The organism is Saccharothrix stipae (assembly GCF_054781895.1).
The window spans coordinates 335,857-352,159 of record NZ_BAAGTN010000005.1 but is presented as its reverse complement, the minus strand read 5'-3'; the positions used below and the strand labels follow the sequence as shown (position 1 = coordinate 352,159).

Annotated in this window: 19 protein-coding genes; 7 read left to right on the top strand and 12 right to left on the bottom strand. The window is 71.3% G+C overall.

Features of this window, described 5'->3' with window-relative positions; translation table 11 throughout:
* Positions 1 to 10 precede the first annotated feature (10 nt).
* Entirely contained in the window at positions 11 to 1,666 is a 1,656-nt protein-coding gene (locus ACYVLT_RS10550; protein WP_461119937.1) for a DUF885 domain-containing protein, read from the top strand.
* Here the strand turns inward: ACYVLT_RS10550 and ACYVLT_RS10545 are convergent.
* Both ACYVLT_RS10545 and ACYVLT_RS10540 read right to left on the bottom strand, forming a co-directional pair.
* Positions 1,625 to 3,073, bottom strand: a complete 1,449-nt coding sequence (locus ACYVLT_RS10545; protein WP_461119936.1) for an amino acid permease — start codon at positions 3,071 to 3,073, stop codon at positions 1,625 to 1,627. The two genes, ACYVLT_RS10550 and ACYVLT_RS10545, sit on opposite strands and share 42 nt — an antisense overlap.
* A 118-nt stretch (positions 3,074 to 3,191) precedes the next feature.
* A complete protein-coding gene (locus ACYVLT_RS10540; protein ID WP_461119935.1) occupies positions 3,192 to 4,160 on the bottom strand; it encodes a quinone oxidoreductase family protein in 969 nt (322 codons plus the stop codon).
* A 68-nt stretch (positions 4,161 to 4,228) separates the two neighbouring features.
* On the opposite strand from ACYVLT_RS10540, the gene ACYVLT_RS10535 reads away from it, so the two are divergent.
* The 4 genes from ACYVLT_RS10535 (at position 4,229) to ACYVLT_RS10520 (ending at position 5,665) form a co-directional block, all read left to right on the top strand.
* The gene (locus ACYVLT_RS10535) at positions 4,229 to 4,465 is read left to right on the top strand and encodes a hypothetical protein (protein WP_461119934.1); all 237 of its coding nucleotides are present in this window, start codon (positions 4,229 to 4,231) and stop codon (positions 4,463 to 4,465) included.
* An 11-nt stretch (positions 4,466 to 4,476) separates the two neighbouring features.
* Positions 4,477 to 4,911, top strand: a complete 435-nt coding sequence (locus tag ACYVLT_RS10530; protein WP_461119933.1) for a guanyl-specific ribonuclease — start codon at positions 4,477 to 4,479, stop codon at positions 4,909 to 4,911.
* Entirely contained in the window at positions 4,908 to 5,177 is a 270-nt protein-coding gene (locus ACYVLT_RS10525; RefSeq protein ID WP_461119932.1) for a barstar family protein, read from the top strand. The genes ACYVLT_RS10530 and ACYVLT_RS10525 overlap by 4 nt, the downstream gene beginning before the upstream one ends.
* Positions 5,178 to 5,260: 83 nt before the next feature.
* Positions 5,261 to 5,665 (top strand): hypothetical protein, encoded by a 405-nt coding sequence (locus tag ACYVLT_RS10520; protein WP_461119931.1) that lies wholly within the window; start codon positions 5,261 to 5,263, stop codon positions 5,663 to 5,665.
* Here the strand turns inward: ACYVLT_RS10520 and ACYVLT_RS10515 are convergent.
* Complete coding sequence (locus ACYVLT_RS10515; protein WP_461119930.1) at positions 5,662 to 6,465, bottom strand: enoyl-CoA hydratase-related protein; 804 nt, start codon at positions 6,463 to 6,465, stop codon at positions 5,662 to 5,664. The two genes, ACYVLT_RS10520 and ACYVLT_RS10515, sit on opposite strands and share 4 nt — an antisense overlap.
* Before the next feature lie 61 nt (positions 6,466 to 6,526).
* Between ACYVLT_RS10515 and ACYVLT_RS10510 the strand changes: the two genes are divergently transcribed.
* Together ACYVLT_RS10510 and ACYVLT_RS10505 are read left to right on the top strand one after the other, a co-directional pair.
* Positions 6,527 to 7,150: a DJ-1/PfpI family protein gene (locus tag ACYVLT_RS10510; RefSeq protein WP_461119929.1), complete on the top strand. Its 624-nt coding sequence runs from the start codon at positions 6,527 to 6,529 to the stop codon at positions 7,148 to 7,150.
* Positions 7,147 to 7,638 carry a MarR family winged helix-turn-helix transcriptional regulator gene (locus ACYVLT_RS10505; RefSeq protein ID WP_461119928.1) on the top strand — a complete coding sequence of 164 codons (492 nt, stop codon included), beginning with the start codon at positions 7,147 to 7,149 and terminating at the stop codon, positions 7,636 to 7,638. Before ACYVLT_RS10510 ends, ACYVLT_RS10505 begins: the two co-directional genes overlap by 4 nt.
* A 213-nt stretch (positions 7,639 to 7,851) precedes the next feature.
* On the opposite strand, the gene ACYVLT_RS10500 is transcribed toward ACYVLT_RS10505, so the two are convergent.
* Genes ACYVLT_RS10500 through ACYVLT_RS10460 form a run of 9 tightly spaced genes read right to left on the bottom strand, consistent with a single transcriptional unit; the run spans position 7,852 to position 16,127 of the window.
* The gene (locus ACYVLT_RS10500; RefSeq protein WP_461119927.1) at positions 7,852 to 8,583 is read right to left on the bottom strand and encodes a sirohydrochlorin chelatase; all 732 of its coding nucleotides are present in this window, start codon (positions 8,581 to 8,583) and stop codon (positions 7,852 to 7,854) included.
* On the bottom strand, positions 8,580 to 9,452 hold the full coding sequence (locus tag ACYVLT_RS10495; RefSeq protein WP_461119926.1) for an ABC transporter permease: 873 nt from the start codon (positions 9,450 to 9,452) through the stop codon (positions 8,580 to 8,582). The genes ACYVLT_RS10500 and ACYVLT_RS10495 overlap by 4 nt, the downstream gene beginning before the upstream one ends.
* The gene (locus tag ACYVLT_RS10490) at positions 9,439 to 10,227 is read right to left on the bottom strand and encodes an ABC transporter ATP-binding protein (RefSeq protein WP_461119925.1); all 789 of its coding nucleotides are present in this window, start codon (positions 10,225 to 10,227) and stop codon (positions 9,439 to 9,441) included. Before ACYVLT_RS10490 ends, ACYVLT_RS10495 begins: the two co-directional genes overlap by 14 nt.
* Positions 10,228 to 10,248: 21 nt before the next feature.
* Positions 10,249 to 11,325, bottom strand: a complete 1,077-nt coding sequence (locus tag ACYVLT_RS10485; protein ID WP_461119924.1) for an ABC transporter substrate-binding protein — start codon at positions 11,323 to 11,325, stop codon at positions 10,249 to 10,251.
* Positions 11,326 to 11,345: 20 nt separating this feature from the next.
* Positions 11,346 to 12,689, bottom strand: a complete 1,344-nt coding sequence (locus ACYVLT_RS10480; protein WP_461119923.1) for a sulfate adenylyltransferase subunit 1 — start codon at positions 12,687 to 12,689, stop codon at positions 11,346 to 11,348.
* Positions 12,690 to 13,595, bottom strand: a complete 906-nt coding sequence (gene cysD, locus ACYVLT_RS10475; protein ID WP_461119922.1) for a sulfate adenylyltransferase subunit CysD — start codon at positions 13,593 to 13,595, stop codon at positions 12,690 to 12,692.
* Positions 13,592 to 14,293, bottom strand: a complete 702-nt coding sequence (locus ACYVLT_RS10470; protein ID WP_461119921.1) for a phosphoadenylyl-sulfate reductase — start codon at positions 14,291 to 14,293, stop codon at positions 13,592 to 13,594. Before ACYVLT_RS10470 ends, cysD begins: the two co-directional genes overlap by 4 nt.
* The gene (locus ACYVLT_RS10465; protein WP_106615051.1) at positions 14,290 to 14,448 is read right to left on the bottom strand and encodes an Insertion element protein; all 159 of its coding nucleotides are present in this window, start codon (positions 14,446 to 14,448) and stop codon (positions 14,290 to 14,292) included. Before ACYVLT_RS10465 ends, ACYVLT_RS10470 begins: the two co-directional genes overlap by 4 nt.
* Positions 14,445 to 16,127, bottom strand: a complete 1,683-nt coding sequence (locus ACYVLT_RS10460; RefSeq protein WP_461119920.1) for a nitrite/sulfite reductase — start codon at positions 16,125 to 16,127, stop codon at positions 14,445 to 14,447. The genes ACYVLT_RS10465 and ACYVLT_RS10460 overlap by 4 nt, the downstream gene beginning before the upstream one ends.
* Positions 16,128 to 16,303 lie beyond the last annotated feature (176 nt).

Here is a 16,303-nt window from a genome sequence, read left to right as displayed (position 1 = left end):
GAATGGCGACGTGACCACCGCGCGCGAGCTCGCCGACGAGATGCTGACCCTGGTGCTGGACGCCGATCCCGTCATGGCGACGCTGCTGGGCATACCGGGCTGGGACAACCGGCTGCCGGACCCGAGCGCCGACGGCGGACGCGTGCTGCGCGCACGTGCCGAGGACATCGCGCGTCGGGCGCGGGCCGAGGACGACGACCCGGTGACGCGTGCGGTGGTCGTGCAACAGGCGTGGAGCCTGGTGCACCGCCTCGACTCGAACCTGGTCGAGCACACCCACGCCGAGGGCCTCAGCGCGCCGCTGGCCGTGCTGCTCTCCGCGCTGCCGCTGGTCCGCCCCGCCGACGACCAGGCACGGCAGGCCTACCTGACCCGGCTGTCGGCGCTGCCCGCGTACCTGGACGCCCTCACCCGACGGCAACGCGACTCCGTCCGAAGACCGCTCAGGCACCTCGTGGAAGCCGCCGCCCACCGGATCGACCGCTACCTGGCCGATGACGACGACCCGTTGGGCACGCCGCTGCACGACACGCCGTTCGCCGCGGTGTGCGCCCGGCTGTTGCACGAGACGGTGCGCCCCGCCATCGCCCGCTACCGCGACTTCCTGCGCACCGCGGTGGTCGGCCGCGGCCGCGGCGAGGACCAGCCCGGCCTGTGCTGGCTGCCCGACGGCGACCTGATCTACGCGGACCTGGTCGGCATGTACACCACCACCGGCCACACGCCGGAGGAGCTGCACCGGATCGGCCTGGACCTGGTCGAGGAGCTGGACCGGGAGTACGAGGAGATCGGCTGCCGGGTGTTCGGCCCGATCACGGCCGCCGGCGTGCGTGCCCGCCTGCTCGCCGACCCGCTGCTGCGCTGGCGCGACGCCGACGACATGGTGTCGCTCGCCGTGACCACGATCGCGCGCGCCGAGCAGGTCGCGGGCGACTGGTTCGGCACGGTGCCGGCGGCGCGGTGCGCGGTCGAGGCGGTGCCGGCGGCGGAGGCGCCGACCGCGCCGCTGGCCTACTACGTGGACCCGGCGATGGACGGCTCCCGACCGGGCACCTACTTCGTCAACACCCATCAGGCCGAGCTGCGCGCGCGGTTCAGCGCCGAGTCCACCGCGTTCCACGAGGGCGTGCCGGGCCACCACTTCCAGCTCGCGCTCGCGCAGCAGATCCCGGACCTGCCGCTGCTGCGCCGGTTCGCCTCCATCGAGGCCTACCTGGAGGGCTGGGCGCTCTACGCCGAGCGGTTGGCCGACGAGATGGGCCTCTACAGCGACGACGTGGCCAGGCTGGGGATGCTGTCGGCCGACTCGCTGCGCGCCGCACGCCTGGTGGTCGACACCGGGCTGCACGCGATGCGCTGGACGCGCCGGCAGGCCGTGGACTACCTGCGCGCCAACGCCGTCATGCCGGACGTCGACATCTTCTCCGAGGTCGACCGGTACATCGAGAACCCCGCGCAGGCGCTGTCCTACATGGTGGGGCGACTGGAGATCCAGCGCCTGCGCGGTGAGGCGGAGCGGAGGCTGGGCGACCGCTTCGACATCAGGGCGTTCCACGACCTCGTGCTGCGCGGCGGGCCGCTGCCGATGGCCGTGCTCGCCGACGTGGTCGACGACTGGTGCGACTCAGTCCTCGCGGTCGGCGTTCGAGGGGTTGTTGAGGACTGACCTGCGCTTGCTGTAGGCGAAGTACACGACCAGCCCGATGAGGAACCAGACGCCGAAGCGCAGCCAGGTCTCCGGCGCCAGGAACGTGATCAGCCACAGCGAGAACACCACGCCGATGATCGGCACGACCGGCATGCCCGGCGTCTTGAACGTCCGCGGCAGGTTCGGCTGCTTGTACCGCAGCACGATCACCGCGACGCAGACCACCACGAACGCCAGCAGGATGCCGATGTTGGTCAGCTCGGCGGCCTCGGCGATGGGCAGGAAGCCCGCGATGACCGCGGACGCGATGCCGAGCACCCACGTGGTGCGCGTCGGCACGTGCTTGACCGGGTGGGTCTTGGCGAACCACTTCGGCAGCAGTCCGTCGCGCGACATCGAGTAGCCGACGCGCGCGGCGCCCATGAGGAACGTGAACAGCACCGTCGTGATGCCCAGCACCGCGCCGACCGAGATGATGATGCCCAGCGCCGGCAGGCCGATGTCGGCGAACGCCGAGGCGAACGCGCTCTCCGCGTCCACGTCCTGGTAGTTGACCATGCCGGTGAGCACGAGGCACGCCAGCACGTACAGCACCATCGAGATGGCCAGCGAGTAGATGATCGCCTTCGGCATGTGCCGCTGCGAGTCCTTGGACTCCTCGGCGGCCGTGCTCATCGCGTCGTAGCCGAACACCGCGAAGAACACCGTGGCCGCGCCGGCGAGCGCGCCGGACAGGCCGAACGGGAAGAACGGGTCGTAGTTGCCGGTGTTGATGTGGAACGCGCCGACCACGATCACCAGCAGCACCACGGCGACCTTCAGGTACACCAGGGTCGTCTCGAAGCGGGCCGCGTTCTTCATGCCCGTGTTCAGCACGAACGCGATCAGCAGGCACAGCAGCACGGCGAACAGGTTGACCTTGTAGCTGCCCGCCGCGACGTCGGCGCCCTCGGTGCCGGGCGCGCCGAGCATCCACACGGGCAGGTCGATGCCCAGCAGGTTCAACAACTCGTTGAAGTAGCCGCTGATGCCGATCGCGACCACGGCCACGATCGCGGTGTACTCCAGCAGCAGGTCCCACCCGATGAACCAGCCGACGATCTCGCCGAGCACGGCGTAGCCGTAGGTGTAGGCCGAGCCGGCCCTGGGGATCAGGCCCGCGAACTCCGCGTAGGAGAACGCGGCGGCGGCGCTGGCGATGCCCGCCACCAGGAACGAGATCAGCACGGCGGGGCCCGCGGTCTTGTTGGCCACGGCGCCCGCCAGCGAGAAGATGCCCGCGCCGATGATGCCGCCGATGCCGATCGCGGTGAGCTGCCACAGCCCCAGGGTCCGGGTCAGCGCCGTCTTCTCGTCACTGATCTGCTCGATCGGCTTGCGGCGGAACACGCCGCTGCCCCGGCCGAATCCGTCCTGCACCGTCATTCGTCCGACTCCCTCGGTGGATTGGTGTGCGGCGAACCGTACGCCGGTCGACCGGCACCGGGTTTGTTCGATCACACCATTCGAGGGGATGATTTTTGTCCGGACGGACGATTGGGGGTCAGTCGCGGGCGAACACGATCTTGCCCGCCGTCTCGCCGTCGAGCATCGCGCGCAGGCCCTCCTCGGCCCGGTCGAACGGCAGCTCCGCGCCGATCTGCGGGCGCAGGCCGTTCAGGTCGCAGAACGCCAGCAGGTCGCCCAGCTCCTCCCGCGTGCCCATGGTGGAGCCGACCACCCGCAGCTGGAGGAAGAACAGCCGCTGCAACTCGGCCGCCGTCGCGTCACCGCTGGTCGCGCCGGAGATCACCACGATCCCGCCCGGCTTGAGCGACTTCATCGAGTGCGACCAGGTGGCCTTGCCGACGGTCTCGAACACCGCGTCCACGCGCTCGGGCAGCCGCGCGCCGGACTCGAACGCCTGGTGCGCGCCCAGGCTCTCGGCCAACGCGCGCTTCTCCTCCGTGCGGCCGGTCACCCACACCCGGAACCCCGCCGCACGGCCCAGCTGCACCAACGCGGTCGAGACGCCACCGGACGCGCCCTGCACGAGCATCGTCTGACCCGGGCGCAGACCCGACTTCACGAACAGCATCCGGTACGCGGTCAGCCACGCCGTGCCCATGCACGCCGCCTCGGCGAAGCTCAGCCCCGCGGGCTTGGGCAGCGCGTTGCGCGCCGGGACGACGACGTGGTCGGCGAACGTGCCCTGGTGCTTCTCGGTGAGCAGCGTGCGGCGGGGGTCCAGCGTCTCGTCGCCGGCCCAGTCCGGGTCGCCGATCACGGAGTGCAGCACGACCTCCGTGCCGTCCTCCAGCACGCCCGCGCCGTCGCAGCCCAGGATCATCGGGAACCGCTCGGCCTTGATGCCCACGCCGCGCAGCGTCCACAGGTCGTGCATGTTCAGGCTCGCCGCTTTCACGGCCACCTTCACCCAGCCCGACGGGACCTCGGGATCCGGCCGTTCGCCCACGCGCAGGGCGGCGATCGGGTCTTGCGGGCTCGGCTCGGCTGCGTAGACGGCGAACATGCGGGCAACTTACCGAGTGGTAGTGATCCGCGTGCGGTGAAGCGCGTCACGCGGCTAGGCTCGGCGGCGTGGTGGACGCGTTCGAGCAGTGGTGGGACGGGGTCGAGCTGTGGATGGCGCAGCTGGCCTTCCCGTTCCAGTTCGGGCTGCTCATGGTCGTGCTGCTGCCGTTGTGCCTGGGTGTGGCGCGGTTGATCGACCGGGTCGTGGACAACGCCTCGACCAGGTTCAACCCGGTGCCCAAGGTCGGCCCGGCCGGTGACCAGGCGCGGCCCGCGAAGGTGGACCCGAACCGTCCTTCGTAGGCTCATCGACCGTGACCCCCGCCCGGCGGCTCTCCGTCGCACTGCTCGGCCTGATCGCGCTCGTCGTGGTCGGCTACTTCGCCAAGGACATCACCGGCACGTCGTCGGACCCCGCGCCACCTCCGACCGCCGCCGCGGCCGTGCCGGGCGCGGCCTCCGGGCTGCCGGTCGAGCCGCTGTCCAGCCTGCCCGCGCAGGTGAGGTCGACGTGGGAGCTGATCGGCAAGGGCGGGCCGTTCCCGTACCCGCGCAACGACGGCGTGACGTTCCAGAACCGCGAGAAGCGACTGCCCGCGAAGGCGTCCGACTACTACCGGGAGTACACCGTGCCGACACCGGGCAGCGACGACCGAGGCGCGCGGCGCCTGGTGACCGGGTCGTCCGACGAGGTGTACTACACGGCCGACCACTACGAGTCGTTCGTCGTCGTGGACGTGCGCAAATGACCTACCGACACGTGGTGCGCCGCGGTGCGCGCTCGAAGCGGGACGCCATCGGGGCCATCGCGGAGGCGTTGGGCTTCCCCGACTGGTTCGGGGGCAACCTGGACGCGCTGTACGACTGCCTGACCGACCTGTCGTGGTTGCCGGAGGGTGAGCACGTGCTGGAGTGGGAGGGTGGGAACGCCGACGTGGAGGCCGTGCTGGCCGACGCGGTGACGCGCACCGCCGAACTCGGGGACCGCGTGCTGACCGTCGTGTACACCGACTGAAGTACACGGACTGAAGTACACCGACCGAGTCATCCCGGCCCGCTCGCGCTGCGAGGATCCCTCACCACCGGCACAGTCCAGCCATGAACCACCCGGTACTGCGCCTGGTCGCCGCCACGGCGCTCACGCTGACCTTCGCCGTCCCCGCCCGCGCCGAGGAGCCGGGCTGCGACTACCTGGAACCGTTCACGCCGTTCGACGTGGTCGGCGGCGACAACCCGGTCGTCATGCAGAACGGCCGGACCGTCGAACTCCGCGCGTCCAACCGCACCCGCTGCGCCTGGGGCCGGCTGAGCGAGGCCAAGCCCGCCGAGGAGATCTGGACCGACCGCAAGAACCTCGACGGGTCCGGCTACGAGGGGTTCCTCGGCCACACCCGGGTCGCGTCCGGCACCGGCGCGCACACCGAGGCGTTCAGCAACGACCGCAAGCTGATGCGGGCGTGCGGGTCGTCCGAGGGCAAGATCGAGTGCACGGGCTGGTTCTAGCCGGTGCCGGCCTCCTCGGTGCCGATCTCTTGCGGAGGCACCCACGACGGCTTGCGCTTGCCCACGAACGCGGCGATGCCCTCCTGGCCCTCGGCGCCGCCGAAGTGCCGTGCGGACAGGGCCAGCATGTCGGCGAACACCTCGTCCAGGTCGCCGGACCGGGGTTCCCGGAGCATCCGCTTGGTGGCGGCCAGGGCGTTCGGCGCGCCCAGCGCGAGCATGTCGGTGTAACGGGTGACCTCGGCGTCGAGGTCGTCGGCGGGCACGGCCGAGTTGATCAGACCGATGGCCGCGGCCCTCGGCGCGGCGAACGTCTCGCCGGTCAGGAACAACTCGTGCGCGGCGCGCGGCAGCAGGCGGGGCAGCACGGTCACCGAGATGACGGCGGGCACCACGCCGATGCGGACCTCGCTGAACGCGAACGTCGCCGTGTCCACCGCGACCGCGATGTCGCACGCCGCGACGAGGCCGACGCCGCCCGCGCGTGCCGGGCCCGCCAGCCGTGCGACCACGGGCTTCGGGCTGGTCCACAGCCGCGCCAGGATCGCGGGGAACTCGTTGACCCCCTGCTCGCCGGCGCTCGCGCCGCCCGCCTCCTTGAGGTCCATGCCGGAGCAGAACACCGGTCCGGTGTGGCTCAGCACGACCACGCGCACCGCGTCGTCGGCCGCGGCGGTCTCCAGGTGCCCGGTCAGGTCGGCGCGCAGCCGTGCGGACAGGGCGTTGCGGTTGTGGGGGGAGTCCAGCGTGATCGTCGCGATGCCACGCCGCACCTCGTAGTGGACCAGCTCGTCTGCCATGGGCGCACTCTACGATCCCGGGTCAATTGACAGCGTGCTGTCAAAATGACAGGATACTGTCATGATGACGAAGACGGTCCACCTCGCCTTGTACGACACGCTCGCCGACTGGGAGTTCGGGTACGCGACGGCGCAGATCAACACGCCGCAGTTCCAGAAGGTGCCCGGTCGCTACCGGGTGCGGACCGTCGGCGCGACGCTCGATCCGGTGACGTCCCTCGGCGGTCTGCGGATCACGCCGGACCTGGCGTTGGCCGACGTCGACCCGGCCGACAGCGCGATGCTGCTCCTGCCCGGCGCGGACACCTGGGAGAGCGGTGACAACGCGGTGTTCGGCGCGGCGGCGCGGCGGTGGCTGGACGCGGGCGTGCCGGTGGCGGCGATCTGCGGCGCGACGATCGGGCTGGCGGCGGCAGGCCTGCTCAACGACCGGGCGCACGGCGGCAACGCGGTGGAGCAGCTGGCGTCCGTGCCCGGGTACACCGGTGCGGCGCTGTTCAGCGGTGAGCGCGCGGTGCGGGCGGACGGCGTGATCACGGCCGGTGCGGCATCGGCGCTGGAGTTCGCGCGGGAGGTCTTCATGGAGCTGGACCTGTACGAGCCGGCCGTGCTGGAGGCGTGGTACGGGCTGTACCGCACCGGCGACCCGTCGTGGTTCGGCAAGCTCGTCGCGGCGGTGTCGTGAACGAGGTCGTGCACGAGGTCGTGGGTGGTGCCGTGGACGAGGTCGAGCCGCGGACGGAGGCGGGGGACGTGCTGACCGAGGTCATCATGCGCACGTTCCGCCTCTACGGCGGGTTCCTGGAGGCGGCGGAGGCGATGACGAGGCCGGTCGGCCTGACCGCCGCGTGGTGGCAGGTGCTGGGCGCGGTCCTGCGCGAACCGCTGCCGGTGTCGGGCATCGCCCGTGAGATGAGCCTGACCAGGCAGAGCGTGCAGCGCATCGCCGACCTGCTGGTGTCGAAGGGCCTGGCCGAGTACCTGCCCAACCCGGCGCACAAGCGGGCCAAGCTGTTCCGCCCCACGGCCGCCGGCTACGAGGCCGTCTCCAGCCTGGCGCGGGCGCAGCACGCGTTCACCAACCGCATCTCGGCGCAGGTGGACCTGGAGGAGCTGCGCACCACCCTGAAGGTGATGCAACGCCTGGTCACCGCCCTGGAATCGGACACCTGACCACGAGAGTCCTACCTCCACCCCGCGTGAGTCCTACGTCCAGGTCTCGCGTGTCCTACGTTCGGAACACCCGAATTCAACGCTCAGAACACCGTGCGGCCGTCCTGAGTGTTGAACTCGGGGTACCTGAATGTAGGACACGCGTGTCCTGAACGTAGGACACGCGCGATCTGGACGTAGGACTCTCGAGCGTTGAACGTAGGACTCTCGTGGTTAGGCAGAGTGGGCCAGTGGGGCGGACACGGCGGCCTCGTAGCGGTGCAGGACCAGTTCGGCCACCTCCGGGTCCGGGCCCAGCGGTGGGGCGATGATCGCGTCGTCGCCGGCCAGCCGGGCCACCCGGTCCGGGAGGAAGCCCGGTGCCAGGAACCACGACGCCACGGCGATGCGACGGGCACCCTGGGCACGCAGGCGCGCCACGGCCGCGGGCACGTCCGGGTGCGCGGCGGAGGCGAACGCCGCCGTCACGCCCGCCCAGCCGGATCCCGCGGCCCAGCGGGCGGCGATGGACGACACCAGGGCGTTGGCCGGGGCGTGCGACGAACCCGCGCCGGCCAGGACCACGCCCAGCGTGCGATCACGGGACCGGACGCCGACCGACGCCAGCCGCCGCAACGCCGCCGACTCCAGCCGGGGATCCGGACCGAGCACGTCGGAGATCGTCACGTCCAAGCCGGGCAGGCAGGCGTCCGCGACCGCGCTCGGCACGTCCACCCGCGCGTGGAATGCCTTGCCCAGCAACAGAGGCACCACCACGGCCGAACGGTGACCGTCCGCGTACACACCACGCAGCACGTCACCCAGCAGTGGCACCGAAAGGTCCAGGAACGACCCGCGCACGTCCACCGACGGCGCCAACGCCCGCACCACGTCCAACAGCGCGTGCACGGTCGCCGCCGACCGGGGATCACGACTGCCGTGCGCCACGGCCACCAGCGCGGTCACAGTGCGCCCGTCAATCCGCGCGCCCGCAGCACCGCCCGCTCCAACGGCCGGAACACCAGCAGCTCGATGCCCACACCCACCAGCAGGATCAGGAAGATCGCCGCGATCACCATCGAGATGTCGTTCAACGCCGACCCGTTGTGCAGGTACTGCCCCAGCCCCTCGCCGAGCTGCGGCGACGTCGCGATGATCTCCGCGGCCATCAGCGACCGCCACGAGAACGCCCACCCCTGCTTCAACCCCGCCAGGTACCCGGGCAGGGCGGCGGGCAGCAGGATGTGCCGCGCCGCGGCCATCCGACCGGCGCCCAACGCCTGACCGACCCGCGGCAGCAGCGGCGGGATCTGGTCGACGCCCGACACCAGGCCGTTCGCGATGGACGGCACCGAACCCATCAGCACCACGAAGTAGATGGTCGCGGGCGTCGCGCCGAACCACAGGATGCCCGCCGGCACCCACGCCACCGACGGCAGCGACTGCAGGCCGGTCAGCAACGACCCGATGGCCGCGCGCACCACCCGCACCTTGGCGATCAGCAGGCCCAGCGGCGTGGCGATCACCACGGCGGTGAGGAACCCGAGCACGGCGCGGCTCACCGAGGTCCAGAGCACCTCGAACGCCCGGCCGGTCTCGACCGCCTCGGCCACCGCCGCCCACACCGAGGAGGGCGACGGCAGCTGGTACTCCGGCCACCACGCCGCCGCCCACAACGCCTGCCACACGCCGAGCAGCAGGGCGAACGCGATCAGCGGCGGCACCGCGGTCCGGAGGAACCGCTTGCGGAACGACGGCCGCCGCTCCTGCGACGGCGCGTCCAGCGCGTCCAGGCCGGCGCCGACGGCCGCGAGGTCGGTGTCAAGCTGCGGCATGACCGCTGATCACCTCTCGCAGGTGGGTCGTGATGTCCTCGATGACGGCGGGCTCGTCGCAGTCCACGGTGGACCACTCGCGCACCACGCGGCCGGGACGTGACGACAGCAGCACGACCCGCTGACCCAGCCGCACCGCCTCGCGCACGTCGTGCGTGACGAACAGGATCGCCGTGGACGTCTCCCGCCACACCCGCACCAGCTCCGCCTGGAGCACGTCGCGGGTGATGGCGTCCAGCGCGGCGAACGGCTCGTCCATCAGCAGCAGACCGGGCGTGCCGTCCTCGGCGCTGCCGAGCGTGGACGCCAGGGCACGCGCCAGCGCCACGCGCTGCCGCATGCCGCCGGACAGCTCGTGCGGGCGCTTGTGGCCCGCGCCGACCAGCCGCACCAGCGACAGCAGCTCGCTGGCCTTCTCCCGCCGCGGCCCCCGCTTCACGCCCGCCAGCCGCAGCGGCAGCTCGACGTTGCGCGCCGCGGTCAGCCACGGCATCAGCGCGGCCTCCTGGAACATCACCGCGGGCCGCGAGGTGGTCAGCTCGATGCGGCCGGAGGTGGGCGCGTCCAGCCCGGCGACCAGGTTCAGCAAGGTCGACTTGCCGCAGCCGGACGCGCCCAGCAGGCACACGAACTCGCCCGGGGCGACCGACAGGTCGACGCCGTCGAGCGCGACGACGCCGGCCGGGCCGTGGCCGAAGACCTTCCGCACCCCGGACAAGGTCACCGCGGCGTCCACGTCGGACAAGGCCGCTGGGGTCTCAAGCGTGGCGGTCATGGTGTGCCTGCCTTCCTCAAGTTACTTCTTGTCCAGCCCGGCGGTGTCCACGGTCGGCTTGCCCGCCGCCGAGAGCACCTTGTTGAGCAAGGTGAAGTCGGCGAGACCGGCCACGTTCGCGGCCTCCTTCGCCACGCCCGCGGTGACGGCGTCCTGCGCCAACCTCGGGAAGCTCTTGGCCTGCGGGTCCAACGTCAGCTCGATGTTGTCGAACGCCCGGTCCAGCACCGGCTCGCCCAGCGACTTGCCGGTGAGGTCCTTGAGCGCCTTGTTGACGATCTGCTTGGCCTCGACCTTGCTGTTGACCGCGAAGTCGGTGGCCGCGAGGTGCCCGCGCAGCAGCGCCTCGACCGTCTGCGGGTGCTCGTGGAGGAACTCGGTGCGCACCAGCAGCACGGTGGTCGGGAACTTCCCGCCCTCCCACAGGTCCTTCTCGTCCAGCAGCACCTTCGCGCCCGCGTCGAGCACCAGCCGCGACGACCACGGCTCCGGCGCCCACGCGCCCTGCACGTCGCCCTTCTTGAACAGGTCGAGCGACTGCGAGTTCTCCGTGTTGGTGACGTTGACCTGGTCGGCGCCCGCGCCGATGGCCAGCTTCTCGTCGGACAGCCACTTCTTCAGCGCGACGTCCTGCGTGTTGCCCAGCTGCGGCGTGGTGATGACCTTGCCCTTGAGGTCGGCGGGCGAGGCGATGTCGGGCGCGACGACGAGCTGCGCACCGCCGGACGTGGCGCCGGAGATGAGCCGGACCGCCTCGCCCTTGGACTTGGCGTAGGCGTTGATGGCCGGGCCGGATCCGATGAACGTGGCGTCCAGCGACTCGCCGAGCAGTGCGTTCACCGCCTCCGGACCGGCGTTGAACGTCTGGGTGGTGAGCTTGGTGTTGCCGAGTTCCTTGGTGAACAGGCCCTTGTCGACGCCGATGAGCGCGGCGGCGTGGGTGACGTTGGGGAAGTAGCCGAGGCGGATCTCCGCCGCCGCGCCCTTGTCCTGCGCGGGGGCGGCGTTGTCGACGCCGCTGTCGGCGCGCGAGCAGGCGGCGAGGGCGACGAGGGCGGTGGCTATGGCCAGGGACTTGGTCAGGGTGCGGCTGCTCACGGCGGCGGTGGCCTTTCTGGTCAGGGGCCGGGGGAGACGAGGGCGTGGTTGTCGGGCAGGGCGGCGTCGCCGCCCTCGGTACAGCTGTCCACGCCGTCCACCTCCGGCAGCGGGGCACCCACGAGACCCGCGGCGAGCGTGCTGCCGTCGGCGGCGTCGATGACCAGGAACGCGCCCGTGCGGCGGTCCCTCGTGTAGTCGTCCACCGGGATCGGCTCGGCGGTGCGCACCGCGACCTGGCCGATCTCGTTCAGCGTCAACGAGGCCGGCGCGTCGGTGCTGCCCAGCTTCTGCTCGTCGAACCGGGTGCGCAGCTCGGTGACGATCGCCTGCACGGTCCGGGTGCCGTGCTTGACCAGGACGCGCGCACCCGGCGTCAACGCCTTCTCCGACAGCCAGCACACCGTGGCCTCGAACTCGTCGGTCACCCTCGGCGGCTGCCCGGCGGTGGCGATCAGGTCGCCCCGCGAGATGTCCAGCTCGTGCGCCAGCAGCAGCGTCACCGACTGGCCGGCGACCGCCTCCGGCAACGGGCCGTCGGCGGTGTCGATGCCGGTCACGGTGGACCGCAGCCCGGCCGGGAGCACGGCGACCTCGTCACCGACCCGCACCGTGCCCGCTGCGACCTGGCCCGCGTAACCGCGGTAGTCCGGGTGCTCGGGGGTGCGCGGCCGGATCACGTACTGCACCGGGAAGCGGAACGGCGCGTCGTTCGCGTCCGGCTCGACCGGCACCGACTCCAGGTGCTCCAGCAGCGTCGGGCCGCCGTACCAGGGCGTCCGCGACGACCGCTCCACCACGTTGTCGCCCGCCAGCGCGGACACCGGGATCTCCACCACGGCGTCCTCGGCGTACCCGAGGGCGGCGGCGTGCGCGGTGAACTCCTTGGCGATGCGGGAGAACGTCACCTCGTCGAAGTCCACGAGGTCGATCTTGTTGACCGCCAGCACCAGGCGCGGCACGCCCAGCAGCGCGAGCACGGCGGCGTGCCGGCGGGTCTGCTCGATGACGCCCTTGCGCGCGTCGACCAGCAGCACGCCGAGCTGCGCGGTGGACGCGCCGGTCACCGTGTTGCGGGTGTACTGCACGTGGCCGGGGGTGTCGGCCAGCACGAACGAGCGGTTCGGCGTGGCGAAGTAGCGGTAGGCCACGTCGATGGTGATGCCCTGCTCGCGCTCCGAGCGCAGGCCGTCGACCAGCAGCGACAGGTCGGGGGTGGTCAGGCCGCGGTCGGCGCTGGCCCGGTGCACCGCGTCCAGCGTGTCGGCCAGCACCGACTTGGTGTCGTACAGCAACCTGCCGACCAGCGTGGACTTGCCGTCGTCCACGCTGCCCGCCGTCGCCAACCTCAACAGGTCGCTCATCTAGAAGTAGCCCTCCCGCTTGCGGTCTTCCATGGCGGCCTCGGACAGCCGGTCGTCCGCGCGGGTCGCGCCGCGCTCGGTGAGCCTGCTGGCCGCCACCTCGGCGATGACGGTCTCGATGTCGGCGGCGTCCGACTCGACCGCGCCGGTGCACGACCCGTCGCCCACGGTCCGGTAGCGGACGGTCTTCTCGACCTTGTCCTCGCCCTCGCGCGGACCGCCCCACGGGCCTTCCGCCAGCCACATCCCGTCGCGCAGGTACACCTCGCGGCGGTGGGCGTAGTAGATCGACGGCAGCTCGATGCCCTCGCGGGCGATGTAGTGCCACACGTCCAGCTCGGTCCAGTTGGACAGCGGGAACACCCGGACGTGCTCGCCGGGGCGGTGCCGGCCGTTGTAGAGGTTCCACAGCTCCGGGCGCTGCCGGCGCGGTTCCCACTGGCCGAAGGCGTTGCGCAGGCTGAAGATCCGCTCCTTGGCGCGGGCCCGCTCCTCGTCGCGACGCCCGCCGCCGAACACCGCGTCGAACTTGTGGTTGGTGATCGCGTCCAGCAGCGGCACGGTCTGCAACGGGTTGCGCGTGCCGTCGGGGCGCTCGGCCAACCGGCCGTCGTCGATGTAGTCCTGCACCTTGGCGACCTCAAGCCGCAGCCCGTGCTGGGCCACGACCTTGTCGCGGAACTCGATGACTTCCTCGAAGTTGTGCCCGGTGTCCACGTGCAGCAGCGGGAACGGCACCGGCGCGGGCCAGAACGCCTTGACCGCGAGGTGCAGCAGGAGGGTCGAGTCCTTGCCGCCGGAGAACAGGATCACCGGCCGGTCGAACTCGCCCGCCACCTCGCGGAAGATGTGGATCGCCTCGGACTCCAGGCGGTCCAGCGTGTCGAGAGCTGTCGGGGTCGTCATCCGTGCAACCCGCATTCGGTCTTGGCCTGGCCCGCCCACCGGCCGCTGCGGGCGTCGGCGCCCGGCAGCGGCTTCGCGGTGCACGGCGCGCAGCCGATGGAGGGGTAACCCGCCTGCACCAAGGGGTTCTCCAGGATCCCGTGCTCGGCGATGTAGGTGTTGAACCGCTCGTCGGACCAGGGCGCGATCGGGTTGATCTTCACCAGCCCGTTGCGCTCGTCCCACTGCACGATCGGCGTGTTCGCCCGGGTCGGCGCGTCCACGCGGCGCACGCCGGTCACCCACGCGTCGTAGCTCTTGAGCGTGCGCTGCAACGGGATGACCTTGCGCAGCTGGCAGCACCGGCCCGGGTCGGTCTGGTTCAGCAGGCCGAACTCGGCCTCCTGGTCGGCCACCGACTGCTCGGCCGCGGCGTTGACGATGTGCACGCCGGGGTAGACCAGGTCGACGGCGTCCCGCGTGCCGATGGTCTCGGCGAAGTGGTAGCCCGTCTCCAGGAACAGCACCTCGACGTCCGGCTTGACCTTGGTCGCCAGGTCGATCAGCACGGCGTCCTGCATGTTCGACGCGACGATCCAGCTCTCGCCGAACGTGCGGGCGGTCCACGCGAGGGCCTCCTCGGCACTGGCGTCCGCCAGCTCGACCGAAGCGGCCTCGGCGATCACCTTCAGTTCCTCGACCCGGGTGGGGGCGGTCATCGCTGCACCTCCTGAGGAAGGTTGAGACCAACGAACTTCACGGTGAACACGCGGCGACAGGAGGCGCACAGCCACGAGTAGCCGGGCTCCTCCTGCGGGCGAAGGTCCTCGTCGCCGCAGTAGGGGCAGTAGAAGGGAGTGGCCCTCTCGCTCATTTCAAGTCACCCTCGTCGGCGCGGGCGACCCACTGCGGGAACCGCTCGTCCGGCTCGCGCTTGGCGACGAAGTTGCGCACCACGCGCTCGACGTAGTCCGACAGCTCGGCGGACGTCACCTTGTGGCCGCGCAGCTTGCGGCCGAACCCGGCGTCCAGGCCGAGACCGCCGCCCAGGTGCACCTGGAAGCCCTCGACCTGGTTGCCGTCGGCGTCGGTGACGATCATGCCCTTGAGGCCGATGTCCGCGGTCTGGATGCGGGCGCACGAGTTGGGGCAGCCGTTGATGTGCACGGAGATCGGCTCCGTGACCCCCGCCACCACGTCGACCAGCCGGGACTCCAGCGCGGACACCAGGTCCACCGCCCGCGCCTTGGTCTCGACGATCGCGAGCTTGCAGAACTCGATGCCGGTGCAGGCCATCACGCCCCGCCGCCACGGCGACGGCTCGGTCTGCAACCCCAGCTTCGCCAGGTCGGCCTGGAGGTTGCGGACCTCGGCCTCGGGCACGTCCAGCACCACGAGCTTCTGCTGGGGCGTCAGCCGCACCCGGCCCGAACCGGCGCGCTCGACCACCTTGGCGATCTCGACCAGCGTGGAGCCGGACACCCGGCCCGCGATGGGGGCCGCGCCGACGTAGAACAGGCCGTCCTTCTGCCGGTGCACGCCGACGTGGTCGCGCGGGATCGCGGGCACCTCCGGCGCGGGACCGTCGATCAGCTCGCGCTTGAGGTACTCGGTCTCGAGGACCTCCCGGAACTTCTCCGGGCCCCAGTCGGCGACCAGGAACTTGATCCGGGCCCGGTGCCGCAGCCTGCGGTAGCCGTAGTCGCGGAAGACGCTGATCACGCCCTCCCACACGTCCGGCACCTCGTCGGACGGCACCCACGCGCCCAGCCGCTTGCCGATCATCGGGTTGGTGGACAGGCCGCCGCCGACCCACAGGTCGAACCCGGGGCCGTGCTCGGGGTGGTCCACGCCGACGAACGCCACGTCGTGGATCTCGTGCGCCACGTCCGGCAGGCCCGAGATCGCCGTCTTGAACTTGCGCGGCAGGTTCGAGAAGCGCGGGTCGCCGATGTAGCGGCGCAGGATCTCGTCGATCGCGGGCGTGCCGTCGACCACCTCGTCCTCGGCGATGCCCGCCACCGGCGAGCCGAGCACCACGCGCGGGCTGTCGCCGCAGGCCTCCATCGTGGTCAGGCCCGCGTCCTCCAGCTTCCGCCAGATCGTCGGGACGTCCTCGATGCGGATCCAGTGGTACTGCACGTTCTGCCGGTCGGTGATGTCGGCCGTGTCACGCGCGTAGGTCTGGGACAGCTCGCCGATCAGCGCGAGCTGCTGGGTGGTGAGCCTGCCGCCGTCGATGCGGACGCGCAGCATGAAGTACTCGTCGTCCAGCTCCTCCGGCTCCAACGTCGCCGTGCGGCCGCCGTCGATGCCGGGCTTGCGCTGGGTGTACAGGCCGTACCAGCGGAAACGTCCACGCAGATCGGCCGGGTCGATCGAGTCGAAGCCACCGTGGGCGTAGATGTTCTCGATCCGCGACCGGACGTTGAGCGGGTTGTCGTCCTTCTTGCTCCGCTCGTTCGGGTTCAGCGGCTCGCGGTAGCCCAGCGCCCACTGCCCCTCACCTCGGCGCTGCTTGGTGCGCTGAGGCGTCGTCGTCGGGGGGACCATCCTCGTCCTCCGGGGTTTCGGGGCGCTGGTGCGCGTGCGAGTCCCGGTGGAGCCGTGGTGGGGGTCTCGTCAGCGCACCCGGCGCCGACGGGAACAAAAAGGCAGGCGCGGGTTATGCCGAACGACGGCACATCGCGCTGGAGACACGCCGGAAGTCGACGTGGCGGCGGACCACC

What these genes read in the sequence shown, in the direction of transcription:
- cysD (WP_461119922.1), bottom strand. Translation starts at nt 13,595, where the DNA reads ATGACGACCCCGACAGCTCTCGACACGCTGGACCGCCTGGAGTCCGAG.
- ACYVLT_RS10540 (WP_461119935.1), bottom strand. Translation starts at nt 4,160, where the DNA reads ATGTTCGCCGTCTACGCAGCCGAGCCGAGCCCGCAAGACCCGATCGCC.
- ACYVLT_RS10545 (WP_461119936.1), bottom strand. Translation starts at nt 3,073, where the DNA reads ATGACGGTGCAGGACGGATTCGGCCGGGGCAGCGGCGTGTTCCGCCGC.
- ACYVLT_RS10515 (WP_461119930.1), bottom strand. Translation starts at nt 6,465, where the DNA reads ATGGCAGACGAGCTGGTCCACTACGAGGTGCGGCGTGGCATCGCGACG.
- ACYVLT_RS10495 (WP_461119926.1), bottom strand. Translation starts at nt 9,452, where the DNA reads ATGCCGCAGCTTGACACCGACCTCGCGGCCGTCGGCGCCGGCCTGGAC.
- ACYVLT_RS10525 (WP_461119932.1), top strand. Translation starts at nt 4,908, where the DNA reads ATGACCTACCGACACGTGGTGCGCCGCGGTGCGCGCTCGAAGCGGGAC.
- ACYVLT_RS10490 (WP_461119925.1), bottom strand. Translation starts at nt 10,227, where the DNA reads ATGACCGCCACGCTTGAGACCCCAGCGGCCTTGTCCGACGTGGACGCC.
- ACYVLT_RS10470 (WP_461119921.1), bottom strand. Translation starts at nt 14,293, where the DNA reads ATGACCGCCCCCACCCGGGTCGAGGAACTGAAGGTGATCGCCGAGGCC.
- ACYVLT_RS10465 (WP_106615051.1), bottom strand. Translation starts at nt 14,448, where the DNA reads ATGAGCGAGAGGGCCACTCCCTTCTACTGCCCCTACTGCGGCGACGAG.
- ACYVLT_RS10460 (WP_461119920.1), bottom strand. Translation starts at nt 16,127, where the DNA reads ATGGTCCCCCCGACGACGACGCCTCAGCGCACCAAGCAGCGCCGAGGT.
- ACYVLT_RS10480 (WP_461119923.1), bottom strand. Translation starts at nt 12,689, where the DNA reads ATGAGCGACCTGTTGAGGTTGGCGACGGCGGGCAGCGTGGACGACGGC.
- ACYVLT_RS10510 (WP_461119929.1), top strand. Translation starts at nt 6,527, where the DNA reads ATGATGACGAAGACGGTCCACCTCGCCTTGTACGACACGCTCGCCGAC.
- ACYVLT_RS10520 (WP_461119931.1), top strand. Translation starts at nt 5,261, where the DNA reads ATGAACCACCCGGTACTGCGCCTGGTCGCCGCCACGGCGCTCACGCTG.